Below are 22132 nucleotides of genomic sequence, written 5' to 3'. Positions count from 1 at the left end.
TCAACCCTCCTTGCCGGCGCCGGAAATGGCCTTGGAGAGCGCACCACCCACCAGTTCCTCGACACGGATGCGGGCTTCCAACGATTGCTTGAAAGCGGCGGAAGCCTGCTTTGCGTTCGCGGGCAGATCGTTCCACTCGTTGGCAGCGCCCGGCAGGTCGCCGTTCTTCACCTTGTCTTCCATGCGGGCGGCAATCGCCTCGACGCTTTCGCCCTCGATATTGCCGACAGGGCGCACGGTAACGAGCGACTTGGCGCTCGCCATCAGCCGGTCCGACCAGCTCTGGTTCGGATCCGATTGGGTGACAGATTGGATGACGGCGGTCGCGACGTCGGGAACCTGACGGATCAGTTCGGCGCGCGAGGGTACGCCGGTTTCGGCGAAATTGCGTAGATCGGCGACTGCGGGGTCGTCCGGCGAAACGCCGGCGAAAGTATCGAGTTCGGCCATGAAAGGTCCGCCGCGGTCGATCGCTGCCTTGAGCGCCGCAGCGGCGATCGCCTGCGCAACCGCAACATCCTGGCGTGGTTCGCTGAGCTTCTTCTCGGCTTCCTCCAGGCGCTTGACAATGTCGGCGCCGTTCGACGCCCGCTCTTCGGAGGATTGAGCGAGAGATGTGCGCACCTGTTCCAGCTGCGCGGCCAAATCCGCGACCTTCTGGTTTAGCGCATCGACTGCCGCTGTGTCTGCTGGCCCCGTGACGGCAGGCGTCTTTGCCGCCGCCTCGAGAGCAGATAGTCGCTTGTCGAGCGCGTCGTCGCTGGTATTCGGCGCTGCGGCCAAGTTCGCGATGGATTGCTTGAGGCCGTCGATTTCAGCCGAAAGGTTGGCCGTTTCATCCAGCGCGGTTTGGGGTGCTGAAGACGTCGGAAGGTAGCCGGCATATTGGATAACGCCAGCACCCAGCAGGGCAACGAGGCCGCCGAAAATGCCCGCAGCGATCTGACCCGACGTCGTTCCGCCGCGCGGCGGCTGCCGGATCGGCTCCGGGTCGGCTGTCGTTTCCGGCTGACTGGACTCCTCGGAGGCGGCGGCGGGCTCGGCCGTCTCCTCGGCCGATGGTTCCTTTTGCGGATCGACGGATGCCTCCAGATCGGCTGTCGCATTGTCTGCGTCGGGAGCGTCGGCTTCAGGGCCGTTCTCTTCGGATTTCTTGTCGGTATCGGCTGCTGCCGCAATTTCCTGCGCTTCCAGATCGATCGTGACCGGCTCGTCGGTGTTTTTCGAATGACGTGGCGGATTTCCCGATACCATGCGTATCCTCATTTTCCTGCATCGCAACGAAACTAGTCAGTGATGCCAGTTATGAAAAGAGGTTAGATCAAATTTGAGCGGCTAAGGCCTTCAAAGAAGCGACAGAAGGCTTCTCTCATCCGGTAATGCTGCGATGCGAAGATTTCTGCCGAGCGATGCCGGAACAGCTGCTGCGACGGCTTTGCTGAGACAAAGAATGAGCGCCTGATTGATCCAGGCGGGTTCCGATTGGGTTCCGGCGAGACTGAAAAAATGCTCCGCGGTCTGGCGGGAATAGAGGAGAACGGCCTCTGGCGGCGGAATCAGCGCTTTTAGCAGGGCGTCCGGATCAGGTTCTGCCGGCAGCATCCGATAACACTCGACGATATCGACCTTCAGTCCAAGTGCTTGTGCCTTGAGCTCAAACGTTTCCGCACGTGGCGAACCGGCAAGATAGGTGACCGGTTCCCGTATTTGCCCTGCGATCAGCTCCGCCAGTTGCGCGCCATCGCCCGCCGAAGCCAGGACCGAAGCAAATCCGATCGCCTTGGCTGCGTTTGCGCTCGCTTTGCCAACGGCGAACACCGGCCGGAGGCGATAAGGCTTGACGTCTGTTCCTGACGATAAGAGCGCATGGACAGCCTCCGTGCTTGTGATGGCGATAGGACCGTCGCTCCTCGCCAGCGCATCCATCGCGGCCTTGCCATCATGCATGGGCTGCGAAAGCGGCAGCAAGACGGGATCATGTCCCATATCGCGTAACGTTTTGGCGGTTCGTTCCCCCGAATGCTTCGGACGGGTAACCAGCACGCGCATGCTGCATCAGCTCCAGTCGTCGAAGAAGCTGCTGCCGGCGCGGGCGCGAATGTCCTGGCCGGCGCGGGTGCCATGTGCTGCGGCGTCGCGGCGATGGCCGTCGATTGTCACCGAATGCTGGTTGCGGCCGTCCGGGGTGATGATCAGGCCGGAGAACCTGATCTGATCGCCTTCGCAGATCGCGTACCCGCCGATCGGCGTGCGGCAAGACCCGTCGAGGGCAGCAAGGAAAGCGCGTTCGCAGGAGACGGCATCGTAGGTGACCGGGTCATTGATCGTTGCAAGCAGATTGTCGATCCGCTGATCGCCGATGCGGCTTTCAATGCAGATAGCACCCTGCGCGGGCGCGGGCGGGAAAGTATCGGGGTCGAGGATGTCGGTAATCACGTCCACCTTACCGAGACGCTTCAGGCCCGCGAGCGCGAGCAGCGTCGCATCGACCTGGCCTTCGTCCAGCTTGCGCAGACGGGTTTCCACCGCGCCCCGGAAGGTTACGACCTTGATATCAGGCCGCATACGGCGGATCAGTGCCTGGCGGCGCAGTGATGCCGACCCGACCGTCGCACCGTGCGGCAACTCGATCAGTTTCGGCGCCGTGCGGCCGATTACCGCATCGCGGATGTCTTCCCGCGGCAGGTAGGCCGAGATATGGAGCCCTTCCGGCAACACCGTCGGCATGTCCTTGGCGGAATGGACGGCGAAATCGAGATCGCCGCCGGCAAGCTTTTCTTCCAGCTCCTGAGTGAAAAGACCCTTGCCGCCAATCTCGGCAAGCGAACGATCTGTGATGCGGTCGCCTTTCGTCGTCAGCACAACGATTTCGAACATTTCCTCCGGCATTCCGTGCGCTGCCATCAGCCTGTCGCGCGCTTCGTGGGCCTGAGCAAGGGCCAGCGGGCTGCCCCGCGTACCAATCCGGAAAGGTTTTGTTTGCATCCGCTTTGATCCGTTGTTACCGGAAGTTCTCGTAACCGGGTTTCGCACCCATCGCAATCAACGACAGGCTTCATGGCTCCCTTTCTACGCATCCTCGGCATCGAAACAAGCTGCGACGAGACTGCCGCGGCTGTGGTCGAGCGCGATGCGGACGGGCGCTCGAAGGTGCTTTCCGACGTCGTCTTGAGCCAGTTGGACGAGCATAGCGCCTATGGCGGCGTGGTACCAGAGATAGCCGCGCGCGCTCATGTCGAGGCGCTCGATACGTTGATCGACGAGGCGTTGCAGCGCGCCAATGTGTCGCTCTCCGACATCGATGCGATTGCCGCCACCTCCGGGCCGGGATTGATCGGTGGGCTGCTCGTCGGATTGATGACGGGCAAAGCGATCGCCAAGGCCACCGGCAAGCCGCTTTATGCCGTGAACCATCTCGAAGGCCATGCGCTGACGGCCCGGTTGACGGACGGGCTCTCCTTTCCTTATCTCATGCTGCTCGTGTCCGGCGGCCATACGCAGCTCATCCTCGTGCGCGGCATTGGCCAATACGAACGCTGGGGAACGACGATCGACGATGCGCTCGGCGAGGCCTTTGATAAAACCGCGAAGCTGCTCGGGCTGCCTTATCCGGGCGGGCCACAGGTGGAAGAGGCGGCAAAGAACGGCAATCCGGACCGCTTTGATTTCCCGCGGCCGCTCGTCGGTGAAACGCGGCTCGATTTCTCCTTTTCGGGCTTGAAGACGGCGGTCCGGCAGGCAGCAACGGATATCGCGCCGCTCACGGATCAGGATGTCGCCGATATATGCGCCTCGTTCCAGAAGGCGATTTCGAGAACGCTGAGAGATCGCATCGGCCGTGGATTGCAGCGGTTTAAGGCGGAGTTCCCGCAGCTGAACAGGAAGCCGGCCTTGGTCGTTGCGGGCGGCGTCGCCGCCAATCTGGAAGTGCGTGGTACGCTGCAGGCCCTCTGCGACAAACACGGCTTCCGATTCATCGCGCCGCCGCTGAGATTGTGCACCGACAATGCGGTGATGATTGCCTGGGCAGGGCTCGAGCGCATGGCGACGGGCGTTGCGCCGGATGACCTCGATGTGCAACCGCGGTCGCGCTGGCCGCTGGATTCGAATGCGGAAGCGCTGGTTCACTACGGAAAGCGGGGGGCAAAGGCATGAGCGAACAGATTGCGGTCGTTGGCGCAGGCGCTTTCGGAACGGCGCTTGCCTCCGTCATTGCACTCACCGGCCGCAACCAGGTCACTCTTGTCGGCCGTAATCCCTCGCTGATTGCCGACCTGAAGGCCGAACGGCTGCATGATGCGGTTCTCCCGGGCATCGAGCTGCCGGAAGCTCTGGAGTTTTCGGCAGAGCCTGATTCAATCGGCGATGCAGGTATCGTGCTTTTTGCCATGCCGTCGCAGGCGCAGGCGGATGCCGCCCGGCAGTACGGCGCTCATCTCGCTAAGGACGCGATCGTCGTAACATGTGCCAAGGGCATCGAGCGGGCGACCGGCAACTTGTTGACCGACATGCTGGAGCGCGAATTGCCGCAGCATCGCGTCGCAGTGCTTTCAGGGCCAGGTTTTGCGGCTGATATTGCCAAAGGGTTGCCGACCGCTATGGTACTTGCGGCATCGGAGGTGGCTGTTGCCGAGCGGCTGGCTCAGGCGATTTCGGGCAGAACCTTCCGGCTCTATCCGTCGTCCGACCGTATCGGCGTGCAGCTTGGTGGTGCGCTGAAGAATGTATTGGCGATCGCCTGTGGTATCGTCGAAGGCTGCGGCATTGGCGATTCTGCGCGTGCGGCGCTGATTGCGCGCGGGCTGGCGGAGATGTCGCGCCTCATCGTCGCCAAGGGCGGGCAGGCCGATACGGCGCGCGGGCTTTCCGGGCTTGGCGATCTCGTCTTGACTGCGACGAGCCATCAGTCGCGCAATCTGCGCTTCGGTATTGCGCTCGGCCGTGGCGAAAAGGCCGATCCTTTGCAGGGCGAGTTGGTGGAAGGTGCATTTGCCGCCGCCGTCGCCTCGCGGCTGGCGGACGAGCTCGGCATCGCGATGCCGATCACGGACGCCGTCTCTGCGATCATCGAAGGCAAACTCGGCATCACCGAGGCCATCGAGCAATTGATGACACGTCCGATCACGACCGAATAGGAGAGAGACATGCTTTTCGCCCTTCTCTGCAAGGACAAGCCGGGGCATCTCAATGTGCGCATGGAGACACGTGCTACACATTTGGAGTATTTGAATAAGCTGAATGCCGAAGGCAGGCTCAGCATCGCCGGACCGTTCCTCGACGGCGAAGGCAAGCCCTGCGGCAGTCTGGTAATCGTGAAAGCCGAGACGGCCGAGGAAGCCAAGGCGCTCGCCGATGCCGACCCCTATGCGAAGGCCGGTCTTTTCGAGAGCGTCGAGATCAAGCCCTTCAACTGGGTCTTCAACAATCCGGAGGCATAAGGAATGGCCCATTGGCTCTATAAATCCGAACCGTCTTCCTGGTCCTGGGAGCAGCAGAAGGCCGCAGGCGAAAAAGGCACGGAGTGGACGGGCGTTCGCAATTATCTCGCCCGCAACAACATGCGCGCCATGCAGATCGGCGACAAAGGCTTCTTCTATCACTCGAATGACGGCCTGGAGGTCGTCGGCATTGTCGAGGTCTGCGCGTTGTCGCATCCGGATTCGACGGCGAAGGGCGACGATCGCTGGGATTGCGTCGATATCCGCGCCGTGCGCGATATGCCGAAGCCGGTGACGCTGAAGGATGTCAAGGCGAACGAAAAGCTCTCGAAGATGGCGCTGGTGACGTCGATGCGCCTTTCGGTCCAACCGGTGACAGACGACGAGTGGCTCGAAGTCTGCCGGATGGGCGGCCTCGACAATCCACCGCGCTGACCGCCTTTGAAGACAGATCCCGAAATCTTCATCCGCGCCAATACGAGTCTGATTGCGCCGCCGCATGTGCCGGAGATCCGGTTACATCTGGCGAGCGAAGCGCATGAGCTTTGGCTCAAGACGGAAGAGGAACTGGCGGAGATCGGCCTGCCGCCGCCGTTTTGGGCTTTTGCCTGGGCAGGCGGACAGGGGCTTGCGCGTTATATTCTCGATCATCCGGAGACGATGCAGAGTAAGCGCGTTTTCGATTTTGCAACAGGCTCGGGACTCGTCGCGATTGCGGCGAAGATGGCGGGTGCGGCGGCGGTGAAGGCGGCGGATATCGATCCGTGGGCTGAGACGGCCGTGCTGCTTAATGCTGTTGCCAATGGGGTCTCGATTGATTTCGATGGCGCCGATTTCGTCGGCCAACCTGTCGATGCCGATATCGTTCTGGCGGGCGACGTGTTCTATGACCGCGTCTTCGCGGACGCCCTCGTTCCGTGGTTCGAACGGCTGGCCAGCGAAGGCAAGGACGTCTTGGTCGGCGATCCGGGACGCGCCTATTTGCCAAAGGAGCGGCTGGAGTTTTGCGCCATCTACCAAGTGCCCGTAACGCGAGCGCTCGAGGATTGCGAGATCAAGAAGACGACGGTCTGGCGATTCAGGGCCTGATGACGCAGACGCTGGCCTCGTAGCTGCAGGGGTCGCCCTGGACGGCGACGTCAATCACCTTGGCCTTGGCTGCAAGCGGCGCGGCCTGCGGCACGCTGTAGGTCTCATAGCCGTCGACGCCGAAATAGGTGCCGCCTTCCGTCTCGTAGCCATAAGTGCCGCCGTAAACGCCGCTGTAGGCATGGCGGGAGAGCTGCGGCGATGCAGCGATAACGCTGCGGATACCGTAGCCGTTCGATGACGGCGAGAAATGCTTGAGGCGAACATGGCGGTTATGACCGTGATGGTGACGGCGATCGCCGAACCAGGGTTTGGCGATATTTGCCCACTTGGCGCTGCTTGCCCAATGGATCGTGCCGCGATGATGCCGGTGGCGCTCGCCGGCCACGGCCGGAAGCGCAATTAGAGCACATAACAGGAGCGAAACGACTTTCGAGATGCGCTGGAACATGGGACGTCAGCCTCCGGAAACTCGGCCATTAACAAATCGTTAACGCCAGCTTGCGTCAAAACTACCCCTCTGTCCACTTGAGCGATGAAAAATCAGGATAAAATTTGAGCCGAAAAGGCCAGTTTCCATTTCCGGCAACTTCCCGGTAACGCGAATCGATTAAATTAAAAGCAGACAGCAATTGTGCTTGTCGTCGGGGGTTTCGGTGATTAAACGTCGCCGTTGATGCAACGCACACAGACAAATTTGTCATTCCTGTGGTTGCCTCGAAATGCTCCGAAATTCGGGAGCGCAGAGAAGACGCCGCGAGGTTCTGATGGCGAATGTGACAAATAACCGGCCTCTGTCGCCGCATTTGCAAGTTTATAAACTTATTCCTACCATGGTCATGTCGATCGTCCATCGTATCACCGGCGCCGCTCTTTATTTCGGCACGCTGCTGGTCGCCTGGTGGCTGATTGCGGCTGCGACCGGCCAGGCTTATTACGACTGGGTGAATTGGGTGCTCGGCAGCCTCATCGGCAAGGTCGTCCTGCTTGGTTACACCTGGGCACTGCTTCACCACATGCTCGGCGGCCTGCGCCACTTGTTGTGGGACCTCGGCCATGGTTTCGGCAAGGAATTCTCCACCAAGCTCGCCATCGCCAATATCATCGGATCACTCTGTCTTACCGTGTTGGTCTGGGTGATCGGCTTTATCATTCGCTTCTGAGGTCGCTCACATGGATATGCGTACCCCTCTGGGTAAGGTTCGCGGCCTCGGTTCCGCCAAAGAAGGCACCGAACACTTCTGGCGTCAGCGCCTGACGGCTGTTGCCAACATCCCGCTCATCGTCTTCTTCGTCATCTTCATGATCGTTTATGCTGGCGCGCCTTATGCGGATGTCGTGCATGCGCTGTCGAACCCCTTCGTGGCGGTCATCATGGGGCTGATGGTGATTTCAGGCATCGTTCACATGCGTCTCGGCATGCAGGCCATCATCGAGGATTACGTGCACAGCGAAATCGGCAAGCTCGTCCTGCTGATGCTAAACACGTTTTTCGCGATCTTGGTCGCGGCGCTCTGTCTTTTTGCCATTCTGAAAATTGCTTTCGTAGGATAACCGTATCATGGCACCGACTTCACCTGCTCAGAATGGGAAAGCCTACAAATATGTCGATCACTCCTATGACGTGATCGTCGTCGGCGCCGGCGGCGCCGGTCTTCGCGCCACGCTCGGAATGGCCGAACAGGGGTTCCGCACGGCCTGCATCACCAAAGTATTTCCGACCCGCTCGCACACCGTTGCGGCGCAGGGCGGCATTGCCGCCTCGTTGCAGAACATGACGCCGGACAGCTGGCAGTGGCACCTCTACGACACCGTCAAGGGTTCGGATTGGCTCGGCGACGTCGATGCCATGCAGTATCTCGCCATGGAAGCGCCGAAGGCGGTCTATGAGCTCGAGCACTACGGAGTGCCTTTCTCGCGCAATGAGGAAGGCAAGATCTATCAGCGCCCGTTCGGCGGCCACATGCAGAACTACGGCGAAGGCCCGCCGGTGCAGCGCACCTGCGCCGTTGCCGACCGCACCGGCCACGCCATCCTGCACACGCTTTACGGCCAGTCGCTGCGCCACAACGCTGAGTTCTTCGTCGAATATTTCGCACTCGACCTCATCATGTCGGAAGACGGCAATCGTTGCACTGGTGTTGTTGCCTGGTGCCTCGATGATGGCTCGATTCATCGCTTCGCGGCGAAGATGGTGGTGCTGGCGACAGGTGGCTATGGCCGCGCTTACTTCTCCGCGACCTCCGCCCATACCTGCACCGGTGACGGCGGCGGCATGGTGGCGCGCGCAGGGCTTCCGCTGCAGGACATGGAGTTTGTGCAGTTCCATCCCACCGGCATCTACGGCTCCGGCTGTCTGATCACCGAAGGCGCGCGCGGGGAAGGCGGCTACCTGGTCAACTCCGAAGGCGAGCGCTTCATGGAGCGCTACGCGCCGTCGGCGAAGGACCTTGCCTCGCGCGATGTCGTCTCGCGCTGCATGACGCTGGAAATCCGCGAGGGCCGCGGTGTTGGCAAGAACAAGGATCATATCTTCCTGCATCTCGACCATCTCGATCCGGCCGTCCTGCACGAGCGCCTGCCGGGCATCTCCGAGAGCGCCAAGATCTTTGCCGGTGTCGATGTGACGCGCGAGCCGATCCCGGTCCTGCCGACCGTCCATTACAACATGGGCGGCATTCCGACGAACTATTGGGGTGAGGTGCTCAATGCCGACAACGCCAATCCGGAACGCGTGATTCCCGGGCTGATGGCCGTCGGCGAAGCGGGCTGCGCTTCGGTGCATGGGGCCAACCGCCTCGGCTCGAACTCGCTGATCGACCTCGTCGTTTTTGGCCGCGCAGCGGCAATCCGTGCCAGCGAGGTCATTGACCGCTCCGTATCGACCCCGCATCTGAATATAGCTGCCTGCGACAAGATCATGGATCGCTTCGACGGTCTTCGCCACGCCAATGGCGGAACGCCGACGGCGTATCTGCGCGAGAAGATGCAGCGCGCCATGCAGGAAGACGCTGCCGTGTTCCGCACTCAGGAATCGCTGGAATCTGGCTGCCAGCGCATTTCGGCGATCTGGCAGGAAATGTCGGACATCAAGGTCACCGACCGTTCGATGATCTGGAATTCCGATCTCGTCGAGACGCTCGAATTACAGAACTTGATGGCGAATGCGATCACCACGATCTACGGCGCCGAGGCCCGCAAGGAAAGCCGCGGTTCGCATGCCCGTGAGGATTACACCGAAGGCGCATACGCTGGCCGCGACGACGTCAACTGGCGCAAGCACACGCTCGCCTGGGTCAACAATGCCGGCGAGGTCAAACTCGACTACCGCCCGGTTCACACCGAGCTCATCGCAGAAGGCATCGATCCCAAGAAGATCGCGCCGAAGGCTCGCGTGTATTAAGAGGACTGGACATGGTTGAACTCGCTCTCCCCAAGAACTCTCAGATGCGCGAAGGCAAGGTCTGGCCGAAGCCGGCGGGCGTAAAGAACACCCGCGAATTCCGCGTCTACCGCTGGAGCCCGGATGACGGGCAGAACCCGTCGATCGACACCTTCTATATCGATATCGACGACTGTGGCCCGATGGTGCTTGATGGGCTGCTCTACATCAAGAACAAGATCGATCCGACGCTGACGCTGCGCCGTTCCTGTCGTGAAGGCATCTGTGGTTCCTGCGCGATGAATATCGACGGCACGAACACGCTTGCCTGCACGAAGGGCATGGAGGAGATCAAGGGCACGGTGAAGATCTATCCGTTGCCGCATTTGCCGGTGGTGAAGGATCTCGTTCCGGACCTGACGAATTTCTATGCGCAGCACCGCTCGATCGAACCCTGGCTGAAGACTATATCTCCGGCACCCGCCAAGGAGTGGAAGCAGAGCCACGAGGAACGCCAGAAGCTCGACGGCCTCTACGAGTGCATTCTCTGCGCCTGCTGCTCGACCTCTTGTCCGAGCTACTGGTGGAACGGCGACCGCTATCTCGGCCCGGCCGTCCTGCTGCAGGCTTATCGCTGGCTGATCGACTCCCGAGACGAGGCGACCGGCGAACGTCTCGACGACCTCGAAGATCCGTTCCGGCTTTACCGCTGCCACACGATCATGAACTGCGCGCAGACCTGCCCGAAAGGCCTCAATCCGGCAAAGGCTATTGCGGAGATCAAGAAGATGATGGTCGAGCGCCGGGTTTGATAGCCGATGCTCGCCAATTGCCCGGCGCTCAGAGAGGCGGCGCCGGGTCTTACCGAGTTTTTGCCCCCACCGGTCCGAATCCGGCGAAAGATCGTGCAGATCATCACCTTGCTGACAAATTCTATCTGCAGGAAGTTCTCCGGCAGGCAAGTTGAATTGCTCCATTTCCGGCATAAGTGTTGTCGCGAGCAATTTATGGCTGTGCCGACTTGATTAACTAAAGTGAAATACGTTAATTCGAAATTAGTCTGATGACCAATTCTGTGCTGCAAGAGCGGACAATCGGGAGCATGATGATGCAGTTGCGATATGCGATGACGGGTGTGGCGGTTGTTCTGTCATTGGCGGGCTGCCAGCGCACGGCATATGACAATGCGAGTTACAGCTCGCCGGCACCGCTGACAGCGCAGCCTGTTCCTTCCGTCCAGGGCGGGCAGCTGCCGCCGCCTGCAGGCGCTTCGCAGTTTCCCGCCGCTCCGACGGCGGCGCCGGCGACTCCGGGCCAGCCGGGTGCCATGGCGGCCAATGCACTTGACGTCACCAAGGAATCCATGGTCGGCAGCTGGCGCGTCAACGGCAGCTGCGACATGTTCCTGACGCTCACTAATCTCGGCAGCGGCTCGCGCGGCGGCACGCGCGGCTGCGTCGGCGAGCTGACGGCGATGGGCTCTTGGGAAGTTGCAGGCAAGCAGGTTCTTCTTAAGGATCGCAGCGGCAACCCGATCGGCAGCGTCTACAAGACGGCCGACAACAGCTTCAGTGGCCAGACGAGCACTGGCCAGCCGATCACCCTCAGCCGGTAAGACAACCGGCGGCCACCCCGCCGACGACGCGTAGGCGGACTTCTCCATGCAGCCTATCCCCGATTATACTTCGAGCGTCAGCGAGCACTTGAAATCGCTGACGGCTTCAGGCGCTCTCCAGATCGATTCAGCGCAGATGGATGTGGCAAAAAGCCTCGATCGGGTGCTTTTTGAACTGAAGCGCCGCCGCCCTGCTGCGAAATCCAGCTCGCTCGGCTGGCTCTTCGCTCCGAAGAAGAAGGCGGAGGATCACATCAAAGGGCTTTACATTCATGGCAGCGTCGGCCGCGGCAAGACAATGCTGATGGATATCTTTTACGGGATGGCGCCCTGTTCGAAGAAACGCCGTGCGCACTTCCATGAGTTCATGACCGATGTCCACAACCGCATCGCCGCGCACCGGCTCAAGCTGAAGAACGGCGAGATAAAGCAAGCCGATCCCGTGCCGCCGGTGGCGGCCGCACTTTACGAGGAGGCCGAACTCCTCTGCTTCGACGAGTTTACGGTGACGGACATCGCTGATGCGATGATCCTCTCGAGGCTGTTCTCAGAGCTTTTTGCGCGCGGCTGCGTGCTCATCGCGACCTCGAATGTCGAACCTGACAATCTCTACAAGGACGGCCTCAATCGCGGTCTCTTCCTGCCTTTCATCGGTCTCCTCAAGAAGAATGTCGAGGTCGTGACGCTCGACTCCCCGACGGATTACCGGATGGAGAAGCTGAACAGCCAGCCCGTCTATCTGACGCCGATCGACGAGCGGACGGATATGGCGATGGATGCGTCCTGGGCGCAGGCGCTGCACGGGCGCAAGGCGCAGCCCCTCGATATTCCGATGAAAGGCCGCTCGATCCATGTGCCGCTCGCGGTCGATCGCATGGCGCGCTTTTCCTTTGCCGATCTTTGCGAGAAGCCACTCGGTGCTGCAGACTTTCTCGCAATCGCCAAGCGCTTCGATACGATTTTTGTCGACCGCATCCCAAAACTGGGTCCGGACAAGCGGAACCAGGCGAAGCGCCTCATCATTCTCGTCGATACGCTCTACGATCACGGCGTGCGGCTTCATGCGTCCGCAGCGGAAATGCCGGAAGATTTGCTGGTCGAACGGCGTGGGACGGAAGGCTTCGAATTCGATCGGACCGCCTCGCGCCTTTTCGAGATGCGCAGCGCAGAATATCTTGCAATGCACCATGAAAAGCATGCCGCCGAGTAACAATTTGGTGACGAAATATTTTACGTTTACGTAAGAATTTTTATATCTAAACGATTGAAATTGCTGCACCAAAAATAACACGTTGCCATTTTTTGGCTTTAAGGCTATGCGATTGCGGCATTGGACGACGCTTGGACGCGCCGCCCGACTGATTTTGATCGCAAAGGAAACAGCGAAATGGCGCGTAACAAGATCGCACTTATCGGTTCTGGCATGATTGGTGGCACGCTGGCACATCTCGCCGGCCTGAAAGAGCTCGGTGACATCGTTCTCTTCGACATTGCCGACGGCATTCCGCAGGGCAAGAGCCTCGATATCGCGCAGTCGTCTCCGGTCGAAGGCTTCGATGCCAATCTAACGGGTGCCAGCGATTATTCCGCGATCGAGGGCGCAGATGTCTGCATCGTCACCGCCGGCGTCCCGCGCAAGCCGGGAATGAGCCGCGACGACCTCCTCGGCATCAACCTCAAGGTCATGGAGCAGGTCGGCGCCGGCATCAAGAAGTACGCCCCGAACGCTTTCGTCATCTGCATCACCAATCCGCTCGACGCCATGGTTTGGGCGCTGCAGAAGTTCTCCGGCCTTCCGGCCAACAAAGTTGTCGGCATGGCCGGCGTTCTCGACTCGTCGCGCTTTCGCCTCTTCCTGGCCAAGGAGTTCAACGTTTCCGTCCAGGACGTCACGGCTTTCGTTCTCGGCGGCCATGGCGATACGATGGTGCCGCTCGCCCGCTACTCGACCGTCGGCGGTATTCCACTCACCGATCTCGTCACAATGGGTTGGGTCACCAAGGAACGCCTCGAGGAAATCATCCAGCGCACCCGTGACGGCGGCGCCGAAATCGTCGGCCTGCTGAAGACAGGCTCGGCCTATTATGCTCCGGCTGCTTCGGCAATCGAAATGGCTGAATCCTACCTCAAGGACAAGAAGCGCGTTCTGCCCTGCGCGGCACATCTTACCGGACAGTACGGTGTCAAGGACATGTATGTCGGCGTTCCGACGGTGATCGGCGCCGGCGGCGTCGAGCGCGTCATCGAGATCGACCTCAACAAGGCCGAGAAGGAAGCCTTCGACAAGTCCGTCGGCGCTGTCGCCGGGCTGTGCGAAGCCTGCATCAACATCGCCCCCGCGCTGAAGTAATCGAAACAGGGATAAACCCATGAACATTCATGAATATCAGGCCAAGGCTCTGCTGAAGAGCTATGGCGCGCCGGTCGCCGAAGGTGTGGCCATCTTCAAGGCCGACGAGGCTGAGGCTGCTGCAAAGCAATTGCCGGGTCCGCTCTACGTCGTGAAGAGCCAGATCCACGCCGGCGGCCGCGGCAAGGGCAAATTCAAGGAGCTCCCGCCGGAAGCCAAGGGTGGCGTTCGCCTTGCGAAGTCGATCGACGAAGTCACCGCCAATGTCAAGGAAATGCTTGGCAATACGCTGGTTACCAAGCAGACCGGTCCTGCCGGCAAGCAGGTCAACCGCCTCTACATCGAAGACGGCGCCGATATCGACCGCGAACTTTATCTCTCGATCCTCGTCGATCGTTCCGTCGGTCAGGTTGCCTTCGTCGTTTCGACCGAAGGCGGCATGGACATCGAGACCGTTGCGCACGACACGCCAGAGAAGATCATCACTGTCGCCATCGACCCGGCAAAGGGCGTGACGGCTGAGGACAGCAAGAAGCTTGCGGATGCTCTGAGGCTCGAAGGCGACGCCCGCAAGGATGGCGACACGCTGTTTCCGATCCTCTACAAGGCGTTCGTCGAAAAGGACATGAGCCTGCTCGAAGTCAATCCGCTGATCGTCATGAAGAGCGGCCGCCTGCGCGTCCTCGACGCCAAGGTATCCTTCGACGGCAATGCGCTCTTCCGTCACGAAGATATCGTTGCGCTGCGCGACAAAACGGAAGAAGACGAGAAGGAAATCGAAGCCTCCAAATACGACCTCGCCTACGTTGCCCTCGACGGCAATATCGGCTGCATGGTCAATGGTGCAGGTCTTGCCATGGCGACCATGGACATCATCAAGCTCTACGGCGCCGAGCCGGCGAACTTCCTCGATGTCGGCGGCGGTGCTTCGAAGGAAAAGGTCACCGCGGCTTTCAAGATCATCACCGCTGATCCGGCCGTGAAAGGCATCCTGGTCAATATCTTCGGCGGCATCATGCGCTGCGACGTCATCGCCGAAGGCGTGATTGCGGCAGTGAAGGAAGTGGGCCTCCAGGTGCCGCTGGTCGTCCGTCTCGAAGGCACCAATGTAGAACTCGGCAAGAAAATCATACGAGAGAGCGGGCTGAACGTGATCCCTGCCGACGATCTTGACGACGCGGCGAAGAAGATCGTCGCTGCTGTGAAAGGGAACTAAGGCATGTCCATTCTCGTCAACAAAGATACCAAGGTCCTGGTCCAGGGGCTGACCGGCAAGACCGGCACTTTCCACACCGAGCAGGCGCTTGCTTATTACGGCACCAAGATGGTGGGCGGCATCCATCCGAAGAAGGGCGGCGAGACCTGGGGATCGCTCGAAGGCGAAGCGCAATTGCCGATCTTCGCCTCCGTCGCCGAGGGCAAGGAAAAGACCGGCGCCGATGCATCGGTGATCTATGTGCCGCCGGCCGGCGCCGCCGAGGCGATCATCGAGGCGATCGAAGCGGAGATCCCGCTCATCATCTGCATCACGGAAGGCATTCCGGTCGAGGACATGATCAAGGTCAAGTCCAAGCTCGACAAGTCGAAGTCGCGCCTGATCGGCCCGAACTGCCCGGGTGTTCTGACGCCTGAGGAATGCAAGATCGGCATCATGCCGGGCAACATCTTCCGCAAAGGCTCGGTCGGCGTTCTCTCGCGCTCCGGCACGCTGACCTACGAAGCCGTCTTCCAGACCTCGAATGAAGGCCTCGGCCAGACGACAGCTGTCGGCATCGGCGGCGACCCGGTCAAGGGCACCGAGTTCATCGATGTACTCGAGATGTTCCTTGCGGACGACGAAACCAAGTCGATCATCATGATCGGCGAAATCGGCGGCTCGGCCGAAGAAGATGCGGCTCAGTTCCTGAAGGACGAAGCCAAGCGCGGACGCAAGAAGCCGATGGTCGGCTTCATCGCCGGGCGTACGGCACCTCCCGGCCGCACCATGGGCCATGCCGGTGCCGTTATTTCCGGCGGCAAGGGCGGTGCGGAAGACAAGATCTCGGCCATGGAATCGGCTGGCATCACGGTGTCCCCGTCTCCGGCCCGTCTCGGCAAGACGCTGGTTGAAGTCCTCAAGGGCTAAGCCAACTTATACCCGGGCGGAAGAAAGCATCTGCGCTTCCGCCCGGCCCCAAGTTTCGACAGCAGATGTGCCGCGGACAGGCGGCAAATTCGAATGCGGCAGCCGGGTAGAGCCGGCAAATTCATCAAAGTCAGGAGGCGGGCGGAAAGCGTCCGCGTAAAACCATGGCACGGCAAGAAGCCAACGAGCAGTTTCAGATCACCTCGTTTCTGGATGGCGCCAATGCTGCCTATATCGAGCAGCTCTATGCGCGCTACGAGGAGGATCCGTCTTCGGTCGACGATCAGTGGCGGACTTTTTTCAAGGCTCTGGAAGACGATCCGAACGATGTGAAGAAGGCGGCCAAGGGTGCTTCCTGGCGCAAGAAGCACTGGCCGATCCAGGCCGGCGGCGATCTCGTATCGGCGCTCGACGGCGATTGGGGCACGGTCGAGAAGGTCATCGAAACCAAGGTGAAGGCAAAGGCCGAAGCTGCGGGCAAGCCGACCGACGGCGCCGACATTCTCCAGGCGACGCGCGATTCCGTCCGTGCCATCATGATGATCCGTGCCTATCGCATGCGGGGCCATCTGCATGCCAAGCTCGATCCGCTCGGCATCGCGGCGGCGGTCGAAGACTACAAGGAACTGTCGCCGGAAGCTTACGGCTTCACCCCAGCCGACTTTGATCGCAAGATCTTCATCGACAACGTGCTCGGTCTCGAATACGCGACCATTCCGCAGATGATCGAGATTCTCGAGCGGACCTATTGCTCGACACTCGGCGTCGAGTTCATGCACATGTCCAATCCGGAAGAAAAGGCCTGGATCCAGGAACGCATCGAAGGGCCGGACAAAGGCGTCGCATTCTCGCCGGAAGGCAAGAAGGCGATCCTTGCCAAGCTCATCGAGGCGGAAGGCTACGAGCAATTCCTCGACGTCAAGTTCAAGGGTACCAAGCGCTTCGGCCTCGATGGCGGCGAATCGCTGATCCCGGCTCTTGAGCAGATCCTGAAGCGCGGCGGCCACCTCGGCCTGAAGGAAGCCGTGTTCGGCATGGCGCATCGCGGCCGCCTGAATGTGCTTAGCCAGGTCATGGGCAAGCCACACCGTGCCATCTTCCACGAGTTCAAGGGCGGTTCCTATGCACCCGACGAGGTCGAGGGTTCAGGTGACGTGAAGTACCATCTCGGCGCATCTTCCGACCGCGAATTCGACGGCAACAAGGTTCACGTCTCGCTGACGGCAAACCCTTCGCACCTCGAAATCGTTGATCCGGTCGTCATGGGCAAGGTCCGCGCCAAGCAGGATATGAGCGCCACCGTCTGGGAAGGCGATATCATTCCGCTCTCCGAGCGCGCCAAGATTCTGCCGTTGCTGATCCATGGCGACGCGGCTTTCGCTGGCCAGGGCGTCATCGCTGAAATTCTCGGCCTTTCGGGACTCCGCGGCCACCGTGTCGCCGGCACGATGCACGTCATCATCAACAACCAGATCGGCTTTACGACGAACCCGGCCTTCTCCCGCTCGTCGCCCTATCCGTCCGATGTTGCGAAGATGATCGAGGCACCGATCTTCCACGTCAATGGTGATGATCCGGAAGCTGTCGTCTACGCAGCCAAGATCGCGACCGAATTCCGCATGAAGTTCCACAAGCCGGTCGTGCTCGACATGTTCTGCTACCGGCGCTACGGCCACAACGAAGGTGATGAGCCGTCCTTCACCCAGCCGAAGATGTACAAGGTTATCCGTGGCCACAAGACGGTGTTCCAGCTTTACGCCGAGCGTCTTGTTGCGGAAGGCCTGCTGACCGAAGGCGAAGTCGAGAAGATGAAGGCCGACTGGCGCGCCCATCTCGAGCAGGAGTTCGAGGCCGGGCAATCCTACAAGCCGAACAAGGCCGACTGGCTGGACGGCGAATGGTCTGGCCTGCGCACGGCAGACAACGCCGACGAGCAGCGCCGTGGCAAGACGGCCGTGCCGATGAAGCAGTTGAAGGAGATCGGCCGCAAGTTGTCGGAAATCCCGGCGGGCTTCCACGCGCACCGCACGATCCAGCGCTTCATGGAAAACCGGGCCAACATGATCCAGACGGGCGAAGGCATCGACTGGGCAATGGGTGAGGCGTTGGCATTCGGCGCGCTCTGCCTCGAAGGACATAAGATCCGCCTTTCAGGTCAGGATTGCGAACGCGGCACTTTTTCGCAGCGCCATTCGGTCCTCTACGATCAGGAAACTGAAGAACGCTATATCCCGCTCGCCAACCTGTCGCCGACGCAGGCCCGTTACGAAGTCATCAATTCGATGCTTTCCGAAGAGGCTGTTCTCGGCTTCGAATACGGCTATTCGCTGGCCCGCCCGAATGCGCTCACACTCTGGGAAGCCCAGTTCGGCGACTTCGCCAACGGTGCGCAGGTCGTCTTCGACCAGTTCATTTCGTCGGGCGAACGCAAGTGGCTGCGCATGTCGGGTCTCGTCTGCCTGCTGCCGCATGGCTACGAAGGTCAGGGTCCGGAGCACTCTTCAGCCCGCCTCGAACGCTTCCTGCAGCTTTGCGCGGAAGACAACATGCAGGTTGCCAACGTCACGACGCCGGCGAACTATTTCCATATCCTGCGCCGTCAGCTGAAGCGTGACTTCCGCAAGCCGTTGATCCTGATGACGCCGAAGTCGCTGCTGCGCCACAAGCGGGCGGTTTCGGGCCTCGCAGAGATGGCAGGCGAATCCTCTTTCCATCGTCTTCTCTGGGACGACGCGGAGGTCATCAAGGACGGGCCGATCAAACTGCAGAAGGACAACAAGATTCGCCGCGTCGTAATGTGTTCCGGCAAGGTCTACTACGACCTTCTGGAAGAGCGCGAGAAGCGCGGTGTCGATGATGTCTACCTGCTGCGTGTCGAACAACTCTATCCTTTCCCGGCCAAGGCGCTCATCAACGAGCTCTCCCGCTTCCGCAACGCGGAAATGGTCTGGTGCCAGGAAGAACCGAAGAACATGGGGGCATGGTCGTTCATCGATCCATATCTCGAATGGGTTCTCGCCCACATCGATGCGAAGTACCAGCGCGTGCGCTACACCGGACGTCCGGCTGCCGCTTCACCTGCAACGGGCCTGATGTCCAAGCATCTGTCGCAGCTCGCCGCATTCCTCGAGGATGCGCTGGGCGGCTGAGGAGTTGGGGACGATGGCATATTTCTTCTTGAGACTCGTGCCGCCTCGTTCCCACTTTCCGAACGACGCGACCGAGGAGGAAATGGCTGCGATGGAACGGCATGCCGAATATTGGCGCCAGAACGCAGAAGCGGGATCGGCAATTGCTGTCGGCCCCGTCTTCGAGGGCGAAGGTGCCTGGGGCATGGCTGTCGTCTCGGTCGAGGATCAGGAGGCCGCGAAAGCGCTCGCCGATGCCGATCCGATCATCCGCTCCGCTTTCGGTTTTCACTTCGAAATTTTGCCGATGCCCTCGATCATTCTCCGGCCGTCTGGCGCCGGAAACGAATAAATGAAAACAACCAAATCAGGATTTGAACAATGGCCACAGAAATCCGCGTTCCAACTCTCGGTGAATCCGTCAGCGAGGCAACCGTCGGCACCTGGTTCAAGAAGGTTGGCGACGCCATCAAGGCCGATGAGCCGATTCTTGAGCTTGAAACCGATAAGGTGACCATCGAAGTACCGGCACCCACCTCCGGCACGCTGTCCGAAATTGTCGCTCAGGCTGGTGAGACCGTTGGTCTCGGCGCGCTGCTTGGCCAGATCGCCGCGGGCGCTGCTGCCCCGGCTGCCGCTCCCGCAAAGGCCGCCGAGCCGGCCGTCGCGGCTCCGGCCGAGGCAGCGCCTGCCGCTCCGGCCGCTGCCGCTGCAGCATCGGTTGCTTCCGCCCCGGCCTCGGTTTCAACCATGCCGCCGGCGCCGGCTGCCGCCAAGATGCTGGCTGAAAGCAATCTCTCTGCCGATCAGGTCGAAGGCAGCGGCAAGCGCGGCCAGGTGCTGAAGGGCGATGTAATCGCTGCCGTTGCCAAGGGTCTTTCCGCTCCGGCAGCTGCGCCTGCGGCTCCCGCTGCAGCCCGTGGCCCGTCGACGGTGGAGGACGCCACCCGCGAGGAGCGCGTGAAGATGACGCGCCTGCGCCAGACGATCGCCAAGCGTCTGAAGGACGCGCAGAACACCGCAGCCATGCTCACCACCTACAATGAGGTGGACATGAAGGCGGTCATGGACCTGCGCGCCAAGTATAAGGACGTCTTCGAGAAGAAACACGGCGTTAAGCTCGGCTTCATGGGCTTCTTCACCAAGGCCGTGACGCATGCGTTGAAGGAATTGCCGGCCGTCAACGCCGAGATCGACGGCACCGACATCATCTACAAGAACTACTGCCACATCGGCATGGCCGTCGGCACAGACAAAGGCCTAGTTGTTCCGATCATCCGCGATGCCGACCAAATGTCGATCGCCGAGATCGAGAAGGACCTTGGCCGTCTTGCCAAGGCTGCGCGCGACGGCACGCTCTCGATGGCCGACATGCAGGGCGGCACCTTCACGATCACCAATGGCGGCGTTTACGGCTCACTGATGTCCTCGCCGATCCTCAACGCACCGCAGTCGGGCATTCTCGGGATGCACAAGATCCAGGACCGTCCGGTCGTCGTCGGCGGTCAGATCGTCATCCGTCCGATGATGTATCTTGCCCTCTCCTACGATCACCGCATTGTCGACGGCAAGGAAGCCGTGACCTTCCTCGTCCGCGTCAAGGAAAGCCTGGAAGATCCGGAGCGCCTGGTTCTCGATCTCTAAGAGGATGGGGGCCGCACGAGCGGCCCTGTTTTTCGCGGCAAGGAGTGCCTTATGGCGCGTGGAGTTCCGGCGGTGGACGGCAGTTCGCATCGCATTGTTAGGCTGAAACTGGCAGCTGCCTTGGCGGTGCCGTTCTTCCTGTGCGCGATGACGGGTGCTGCGCTGCCGGCCGATTGCAAGCAGTCGAATGCCGTCTATGCGGATCGCGATGATGCCTACGAACTCCGCTTTTCGCCGCTCGGTTCCGATGCTGCTGCTGCAAGCAACCAGTTCAAGATCAGCGTGGTGAAAACGTCGATCTCCCTGGACGGCTATGTAATGCCGTCGGAGGATCCGGATCGTGCGATCGGCATAATCATGTTCAATTGCCCTGGTGGGGATGTGACAGGTGCCGACCTCGACGCCTGCACGATCTGGCAGGGCCCGGTCTACAGCGTCAGTGCTGCGGGCGAACTGGACAACCTTCAAGCCGAGACGGCGAGCGCCGCGGATAGGATCGTGCTCCCTGGTTTTGGTCCGGCGATCCGCGAGTCCTCGATCTGGGGCGAAGGCAAGGCGACGGTTGCGCCCTGGGACGTCCTGACCTTCAAGGAATGCGCGAAATGAGCGATGCGCCTGTTCTGCTCGTGACCGGCGGAAGCCGTGGCATCGGTGCTGCCGTCTCAAGGCTTGCTGCTAGGCAAGGCTGGCGGGTTGCCGTGAATTACGCCTCGAACAAGGTCGCCGCGGATGCCGTCATTGAAGCGATCACGGCGGACGGTGGCGAGGCGATTGCCGTGAAAGGCGATGTCGGCAACGCCGCTGATATCGCTTTGATGTTCGAAACCGTTGATCACCATTTCGGCCGGCTTGATGGGCTGGTGAACAATGCCGGGATCATCGATATGGCTCAGCGCGTCGACGAAATGAGCGGCGATCGCATCGAGCGGACGATGCGCGTCAACGTCACCGGCTCCATTCTCTGCGCGGCGGAAGCCGTGCGCCGCATGTCGAGCAAGCACGGCGCCAAGGGCGGAGCGATCGTCAACATCTCGTCGATGGCGGCGATCATCGGATCACCGTTCCAATATGTGGATTATGCCGCATCGAAGGCTGCGATCGATACCTTTACGATCGGGCTCGCCCGCGAAGTCGCCGCTGAAGGCGTTCGGGTGAATGCGATCCGCCCGGGAATTATCGACACCGATATTCACGCCTCCGGCGGATTGCCGGACCGTGCGCGCGATATGGCGCCGAGCATTCCGATGCAGCGGTCGGGAACGGCGGAGGAGGTAGCCGATGCCGTGCTCTATCTTCTTTCTCCGGCAGCCTCTTATGTCACAGGTGCAGTCCTCAACGTCAGTGGCGGACGCTAGGCCGCA

The 22132-nt window shown here is 60.7% G+C and carries 23 protein-coding genes; 19 read left to right on the top strand and 4 right to left on the bottom strand.

Annotated features, from left to right (window positions below):
• The 3 genes from N2599_RS16700 to hemC all read right to left on the bottom strand — a co-directional run bounded on the left by N2599_RS16700 (position 1) and on the right by hemC (position 2985).
• Positions 1–1254 carry a COG4223 family protein gene (locus N2599_RS16700; protein WP_027511727.1) on the bottom strand — a complete coding sequence of 418 codons (1254 nt, stop codon included), beginning with the start codon at positions 1252–1254 and terminating at the stop codon, positions 1–3.
• Between the two features lie 90 nt (positions 1255–1344).
• Positions 1345–2049: a uroporphyrinogen-III synthase gene (locus tag N2599_RS16695; protein ID WP_027511726.1), complete on the bottom strand. Its 705-nt coding sequence runs from the start codon at positions 2047–2049 to the stop codon at positions 1345–1347.
• A gap of 6 nt (positions 2050–2055) precedes the next feature.
• Entirely contained in the window at positions 2056–2985 is a 930-nt protein-coding gene (gene hemC, locus N2599_RS16690; RefSeq protein WP_027511725.1) for a hydroxymethylbilane synthase, read from the bottom strand.
• 72 nt (positions 2986–3057) lie between these two features.
• On the opposite strand from hemC, the gene tsaD reads away from it, so the two are divergent.
• From tsaD to N2599_RS16665, 5 genes are read left to right on the top strand one after another with little or no spacing between them, the layout of a single operon-like run.
• Positions 3058–4155, top strand: coding sequence for a tRNA (adenosine(37)-N6)-threonylcarbamoyltransferase complex transferase subunit TsaD (tsaD, locus tag N2599_RS16685; protein WP_027511724.1), 1098 nt, complete (start codon positions 3058–3060; stop codon positions 4153–4155).
• Positions 4152–5135: an NAD(P)H-dependent glycerol-3-phosphate dehydrogenase gene (locus N2599_RS16680; RefSeq protein ID WP_027511723.1), complete on the top strand. Its 984-nt coding sequence runs from the start codon at positions 4152–4154 to the stop codon at positions 5133–5135. Before tsaD ends, N2599_RS16680 begins: the two co-directional genes overlap by 4 nt.
• A 9-nt stretch (positions 5136–5144) precedes the next feature.
• Positions 5145–5438: a YciI-like protein gene (locus tag N2599_RS16675; RefSeq protein ID WP_027511722.1), complete on the top strand. Its 294-nt coding sequence runs from the start codon at positions 5145–5147 to the stop codon at positions 5436–5438.
• Between the two features lie 3 nt (positions 5439–5441).
• A complete protein-coding gene (locus N2599_RS16670; protein WP_027511721.1) occupies positions 5442–5873 on the top strand; it encodes an EVE domain-containing protein in 432 nt (143 codons plus the stop codon).
• Between the two features lie 6 nt (positions 5874–5879).
• Complete coding sequence (locus tag N2599_RS16665; RefSeq protein WP_027511720.1) at positions 5880–6527, top strand: class I SAM-dependent methyltransferase; 648 nt, start codon at positions 5880–5882, stop codon at positions 6525–6527.
• Here the strand turns inward: N2599_RS16665 and N2599_RS16660 are convergent.
• Positions 6517–6978: a hypothetical protein gene (locus N2599_RS16660; protein WP_027511719.1), complete on the bottom strand. Its 462-nt coding sequence runs from the start codon at positions 6976–6978 to the stop codon at positions 6517–6519. The genes N2599_RS16665 and N2599_RS16660 overlap by 11 nt on opposite strands.
• Before the next feature lie 316 nt (positions 6979–7294).
• Here N2599_RS16660 and sdhC point away from each other — a divergent pair, with 316 nt between their 5' ends.
• From sdhC to N2599_RS16590, 14 genes are all read left to right on the top strand, one after another.
• Positions 7295–7690 (top strand): succinate dehydrogenase, cytochrome b556 subunit, encoded by a 396-nt coding sequence (gene sdhC / locus N2599_RS16655; protein ID WP_027511718.1) that lies wholly within the window; start codon positions 7295–7297, stop codon positions 7688–7690.
• Between the two features lie 10 nt (positions 7691–7700).
• A complete protein-coding gene (gene sdhD, locus N2599_RS16650; RefSeq protein ID WP_027511717.1) occupies positions 7701–8081 on the top strand; it encodes a succinate dehydrogenase, hydrophobic membrane anchor protein in 381 nt (126 codons plus the stop codon).
• A gap of 7 nt (positions 8082–8088) precedes the next feature.
• On the top strand, positions 8089–9930 hold the full coding sequence (sdhA, locus tag N2599_RS16645; protein WP_027511716.1) for a succinate dehydrogenase flavoprotein subunit: 1842 nt from the start codon (positions 8089–8091) through the stop codon (positions 9928–9930).
• A gap of 11 nt (positions 9931–9941) precedes the next feature.
• Positions 9942–10721, top strand: a complete 780-nt coding sequence (locus N2599_RS16640; protein WP_027511715.1) for a succinate dehydrogenase iron-sulfur subunit — start codon at positions 9942–9944, stop codon at positions 10719–10721.
• Positions 10722–11017: 296 nt separating this feature from the next.
• Positions 11018–11524 carry a protease inhibitor Inh/omp19 family protein gene (locus N2599_RS16635; protein ID WP_027511714.1) on the top strand — a complete coding sequence of 169 codons (507 nt, stop codon included), beginning with the start codon at positions 11018–11020 and terminating at the stop codon, positions 11522–11524.
• Between the two features lie 46 nt (positions 11525–11570).
• The gene (gene zapE, locus N2599_RS16630) at positions 11571–12734 is read left to right on the top strand and encodes a cell division protein ZapE (RefSeq protein WP_027511713.1); all 1164 of its coding nucleotides are present in this window, start codon (positions 11571–11573) and stop codon (positions 12732–12734) included.
• Positions 12735–12911: 177 nt separating this feature from the next.
• Positions 12912–13874: a malate dehydrogenase gene (gene mdh / locus N2599_RS16625; protein ID WP_027511712.1), complete on the top strand. Its 963-nt coding sequence runs from the start codon at positions 12912–12914 to the stop codon at positions 13872–13874.
• A 19-nt stretch (positions 13875–13893) separates the two neighbouring features.
• Complete coding sequence (gene sucC / locus N2599_RS16620; protein WP_027511711.1) at positions 13894–15090, top strand: ADP-forming succinate--CoA ligase subunit beta; 1197 nt, start codon at positions 13894–13896, stop codon at positions 15088–15090.
• A gap of 3 nt (positions 15091–15093) precedes the next feature.
• Positions 15094–15999, top strand: a complete 906-nt coding sequence (gene sucD, locus N2599_RS16615) for a succinate--CoA ligase subunit alpha (protein ID WP_027511710.1) — start codon at positions 15094–15096, stop codon at positions 15997–15999.
• Positions 16000–16163: 164 nt separating this feature from the next.
• Positions 16164–19148 (top strand): 2-oxoglutarate dehydrogenase E1 component, encoded by a 2985-nt coding sequence (locus N2599_RS16610; RefSeq protein ID WP_027511709.1) that lies wholly within the window; start codon positions 16164–16166, stop codon positions 19146–19148.
• Positions 19149–19161: 13 nt separating this feature from the next.
• Positions 19162–19479, top strand: coding sequence for a YciI family protein (locus tag N2599_RS16605; protein ID WP_027511708.1), 318 nt, complete (start codon positions 19162–19164; stop codon positions 19477–19479).
• 29 nt (positions 19480–19508) lie between these two features.
• Entirely contained in the window at positions 19509–20771 is a 1263-nt protein-coding gene (gene odhB, locus N2599_RS16600) for a 2-oxoglutarate dehydrogenase complex dihydrolipoyllysine-residue succinyltransferase (RefSeq protein ID WP_027511707.1), read from the top strand.
• Between the two features lie 51 nt (positions 20772–20822).
• The gene (locus N2599_RS16595; protein WP_375714112.1) at positions 20823–21377 is read left to right on the top strand and encodes a hypothetical protein; all 555 of its coding nucleotides are present in this window, start codon (positions 20823–20825) and stop codon (positions 21375–21377) included.
• Positions 21374–22126 (top strand): SDR family oxidoreductase, encoded by a 753-nt coding sequence (locus tag N2599_RS16590; protein ID WP_027511705.1) that lies wholly within the window; start codon positions 21374–21376, stop codon positions 22124–22126. The genes N2599_RS16595 and N2599_RS16590 overlap by 4 nt, the downstream gene beginning before the upstream one ends.
• The last annotated feature ends 6 nt before the right edge of the window (positions 22127–22132 follow it).

This window comes from Rhizobium sullae (assembly GCF_025200715.1).
GTDB lineage: Bacteria > Pseudomonadota > Alphaproteobacteria > Rhizobiales > Rhizobiaceae > Rhizobium > Rhizobium sullae.
This window is presented reverse-complemented; position numbering and strand designations above follow the sequence as displayed.

Bases quoted from the DNA above. Each gene is read 5' to 3' on its own strand.
- N2599_RS16675 (WP_027511722.1), top strand. From the start codon at position 5,145: ATGCTTTTCGCCCTTCTCTGCAAGGACAAGCCGGGGCATCTCAATGTG.
- N2599_RS16635 (WP_027511714.1), top strand. From the start codon at position 11,018: ATGCAGTTGCGATATGCGATGACGGGTGTGGCGGTTGTTCTGTCATTG.
- mdh (WP_027511712.1), top strand. From the start codon at position 12,912: ATGGCGCGTAACAAGATCGCACTTATCGGTTCTGGCATGATTGGTGGC.
- N2599_RS16660 (WP_027511719.1), bottom strand. From the start codon at position 6,978: ATGTTCCAGCGCATCTCGAAAGTCGTTTCGCTCCTGTTATGTGCTCTA.
- sdhA (WP_027511716.1), top strand. From the start codon at position 8,089: ATGGCACCGACTTCACCTGCTCAGAATGGGAAAGCCTACAAATATGTC.
- N2599_RS16700 (WP_027511727.1), bottom strand. From the start codon at position 1,254: ATGGTATCGGGAAATCCGCCACGTCATTCGAAAAACACCGACGAGCCG.
- sdhD (WP_027511717.1), top strand. From the start codon at position 7,701: ATGGATATGCGTACCCCTCTGGGTAAGGTTCGCGGCCTCGGTTCCGCC.
- N2599_RS16590 (WP_027511705.1), top strand. From the start codon at position 21,374: ATGAGCGATGCGCCTGTTCTGCTCGTGACCGGCGGAAGCCGTGGCATC.
- odhB (WP_027511707.1), top strand. From the start codon at position 19,509: ATGGCCACAGAAATCCGCGTTCCAACTCTCGGTGAATCCGTCAGCGAG.
- N2599_RS16640 (WP_027511715.1), top strand. From the start codon at position 9,942: ATGGTTGAACTCGCTCTCCCCAAGAACTCTCAGATGCGCGAAGGCAAG.
- N2599_RS16610 (WP_027511709.1), top strand. From the start codon at position 16,164: ATGGCACGGCAAGAAGCCAACGAGCAGTTTCAGATCACCTCGTTTCTG.
- N2599_RS16670 (WP_027511721.1), top strand. From the start codon at position 5,442: ATGGCCCATTGGCTCTATAAATCCGAACCGTCTTCCTGGTCCTGGGAG.
- N2599_RS16695 (WP_027511726.1), bottom strand. From the start codon at position 2,049: ATGCGCGTGCTGGTTACCCGTCCGAAGCATTCGGGGGAACGAACCGCC.
- N2599_RS16680 (WP_027511723.1), top strand. From the start codon at position 4,152: ATGAGCGAACAGATTGCGGTCGTTGGCGCAGGCGCTTTCGGAACGGCG.
- zapE (WP_027511713.1), top strand. From the start codon at position 11,571: ATGCAGCCTATCCCCGATTATACTTCGAGCGTCAGCGAGCACTTGAAA.
- hemC (WP_027511725.1), bottom strand. From the start codon at position 2,985: ATGCAAACAAAACCTTTCCGGATTGGTACGCGGGGCAGCCCGCTGGCC.
- sdhC (WP_027511718.1), top strand. From the start codon at position 7,295: ATGGCGAATGTGACAAATAACCGGCCTCTGTCGCCGCATTTGCAAGTT.
- tsaD (WP_027511724.1), top strand. From the start codon at position 3,058: ATGGCTCCCTTTCTACGCATCCTCGGCATCGAAACAAGCTGCGACGAG.
- N2599_RS16605 (WP_027511708.1), top strand. From the start codon at position 19,162: ATGGCATATTTCTTCTTGAGACTCGTGCCGCCTCGTTCCCACTTTCCG.
- sucC (WP_027511711.1), top strand. From the start codon at position 13,894: ATGAACATTCATGAATATCAGGCCAAGGCTCTGCTGAAGAGCTATGGC.
- N2599_RS16595 (WP_375714112.1), top strand. From the start codon at position 20,823: ATGGCGCGTGGAGTTCCGGCGGTGGACGGCAGTTCGCATCGCATTGTT.
- sucD (WP_027511710.1), top strand. From the start codon at position 15,094: ATGTCCATTCTCGTCAACAAAGATACCAAGGTCCTGGTCCAGGGGCTG.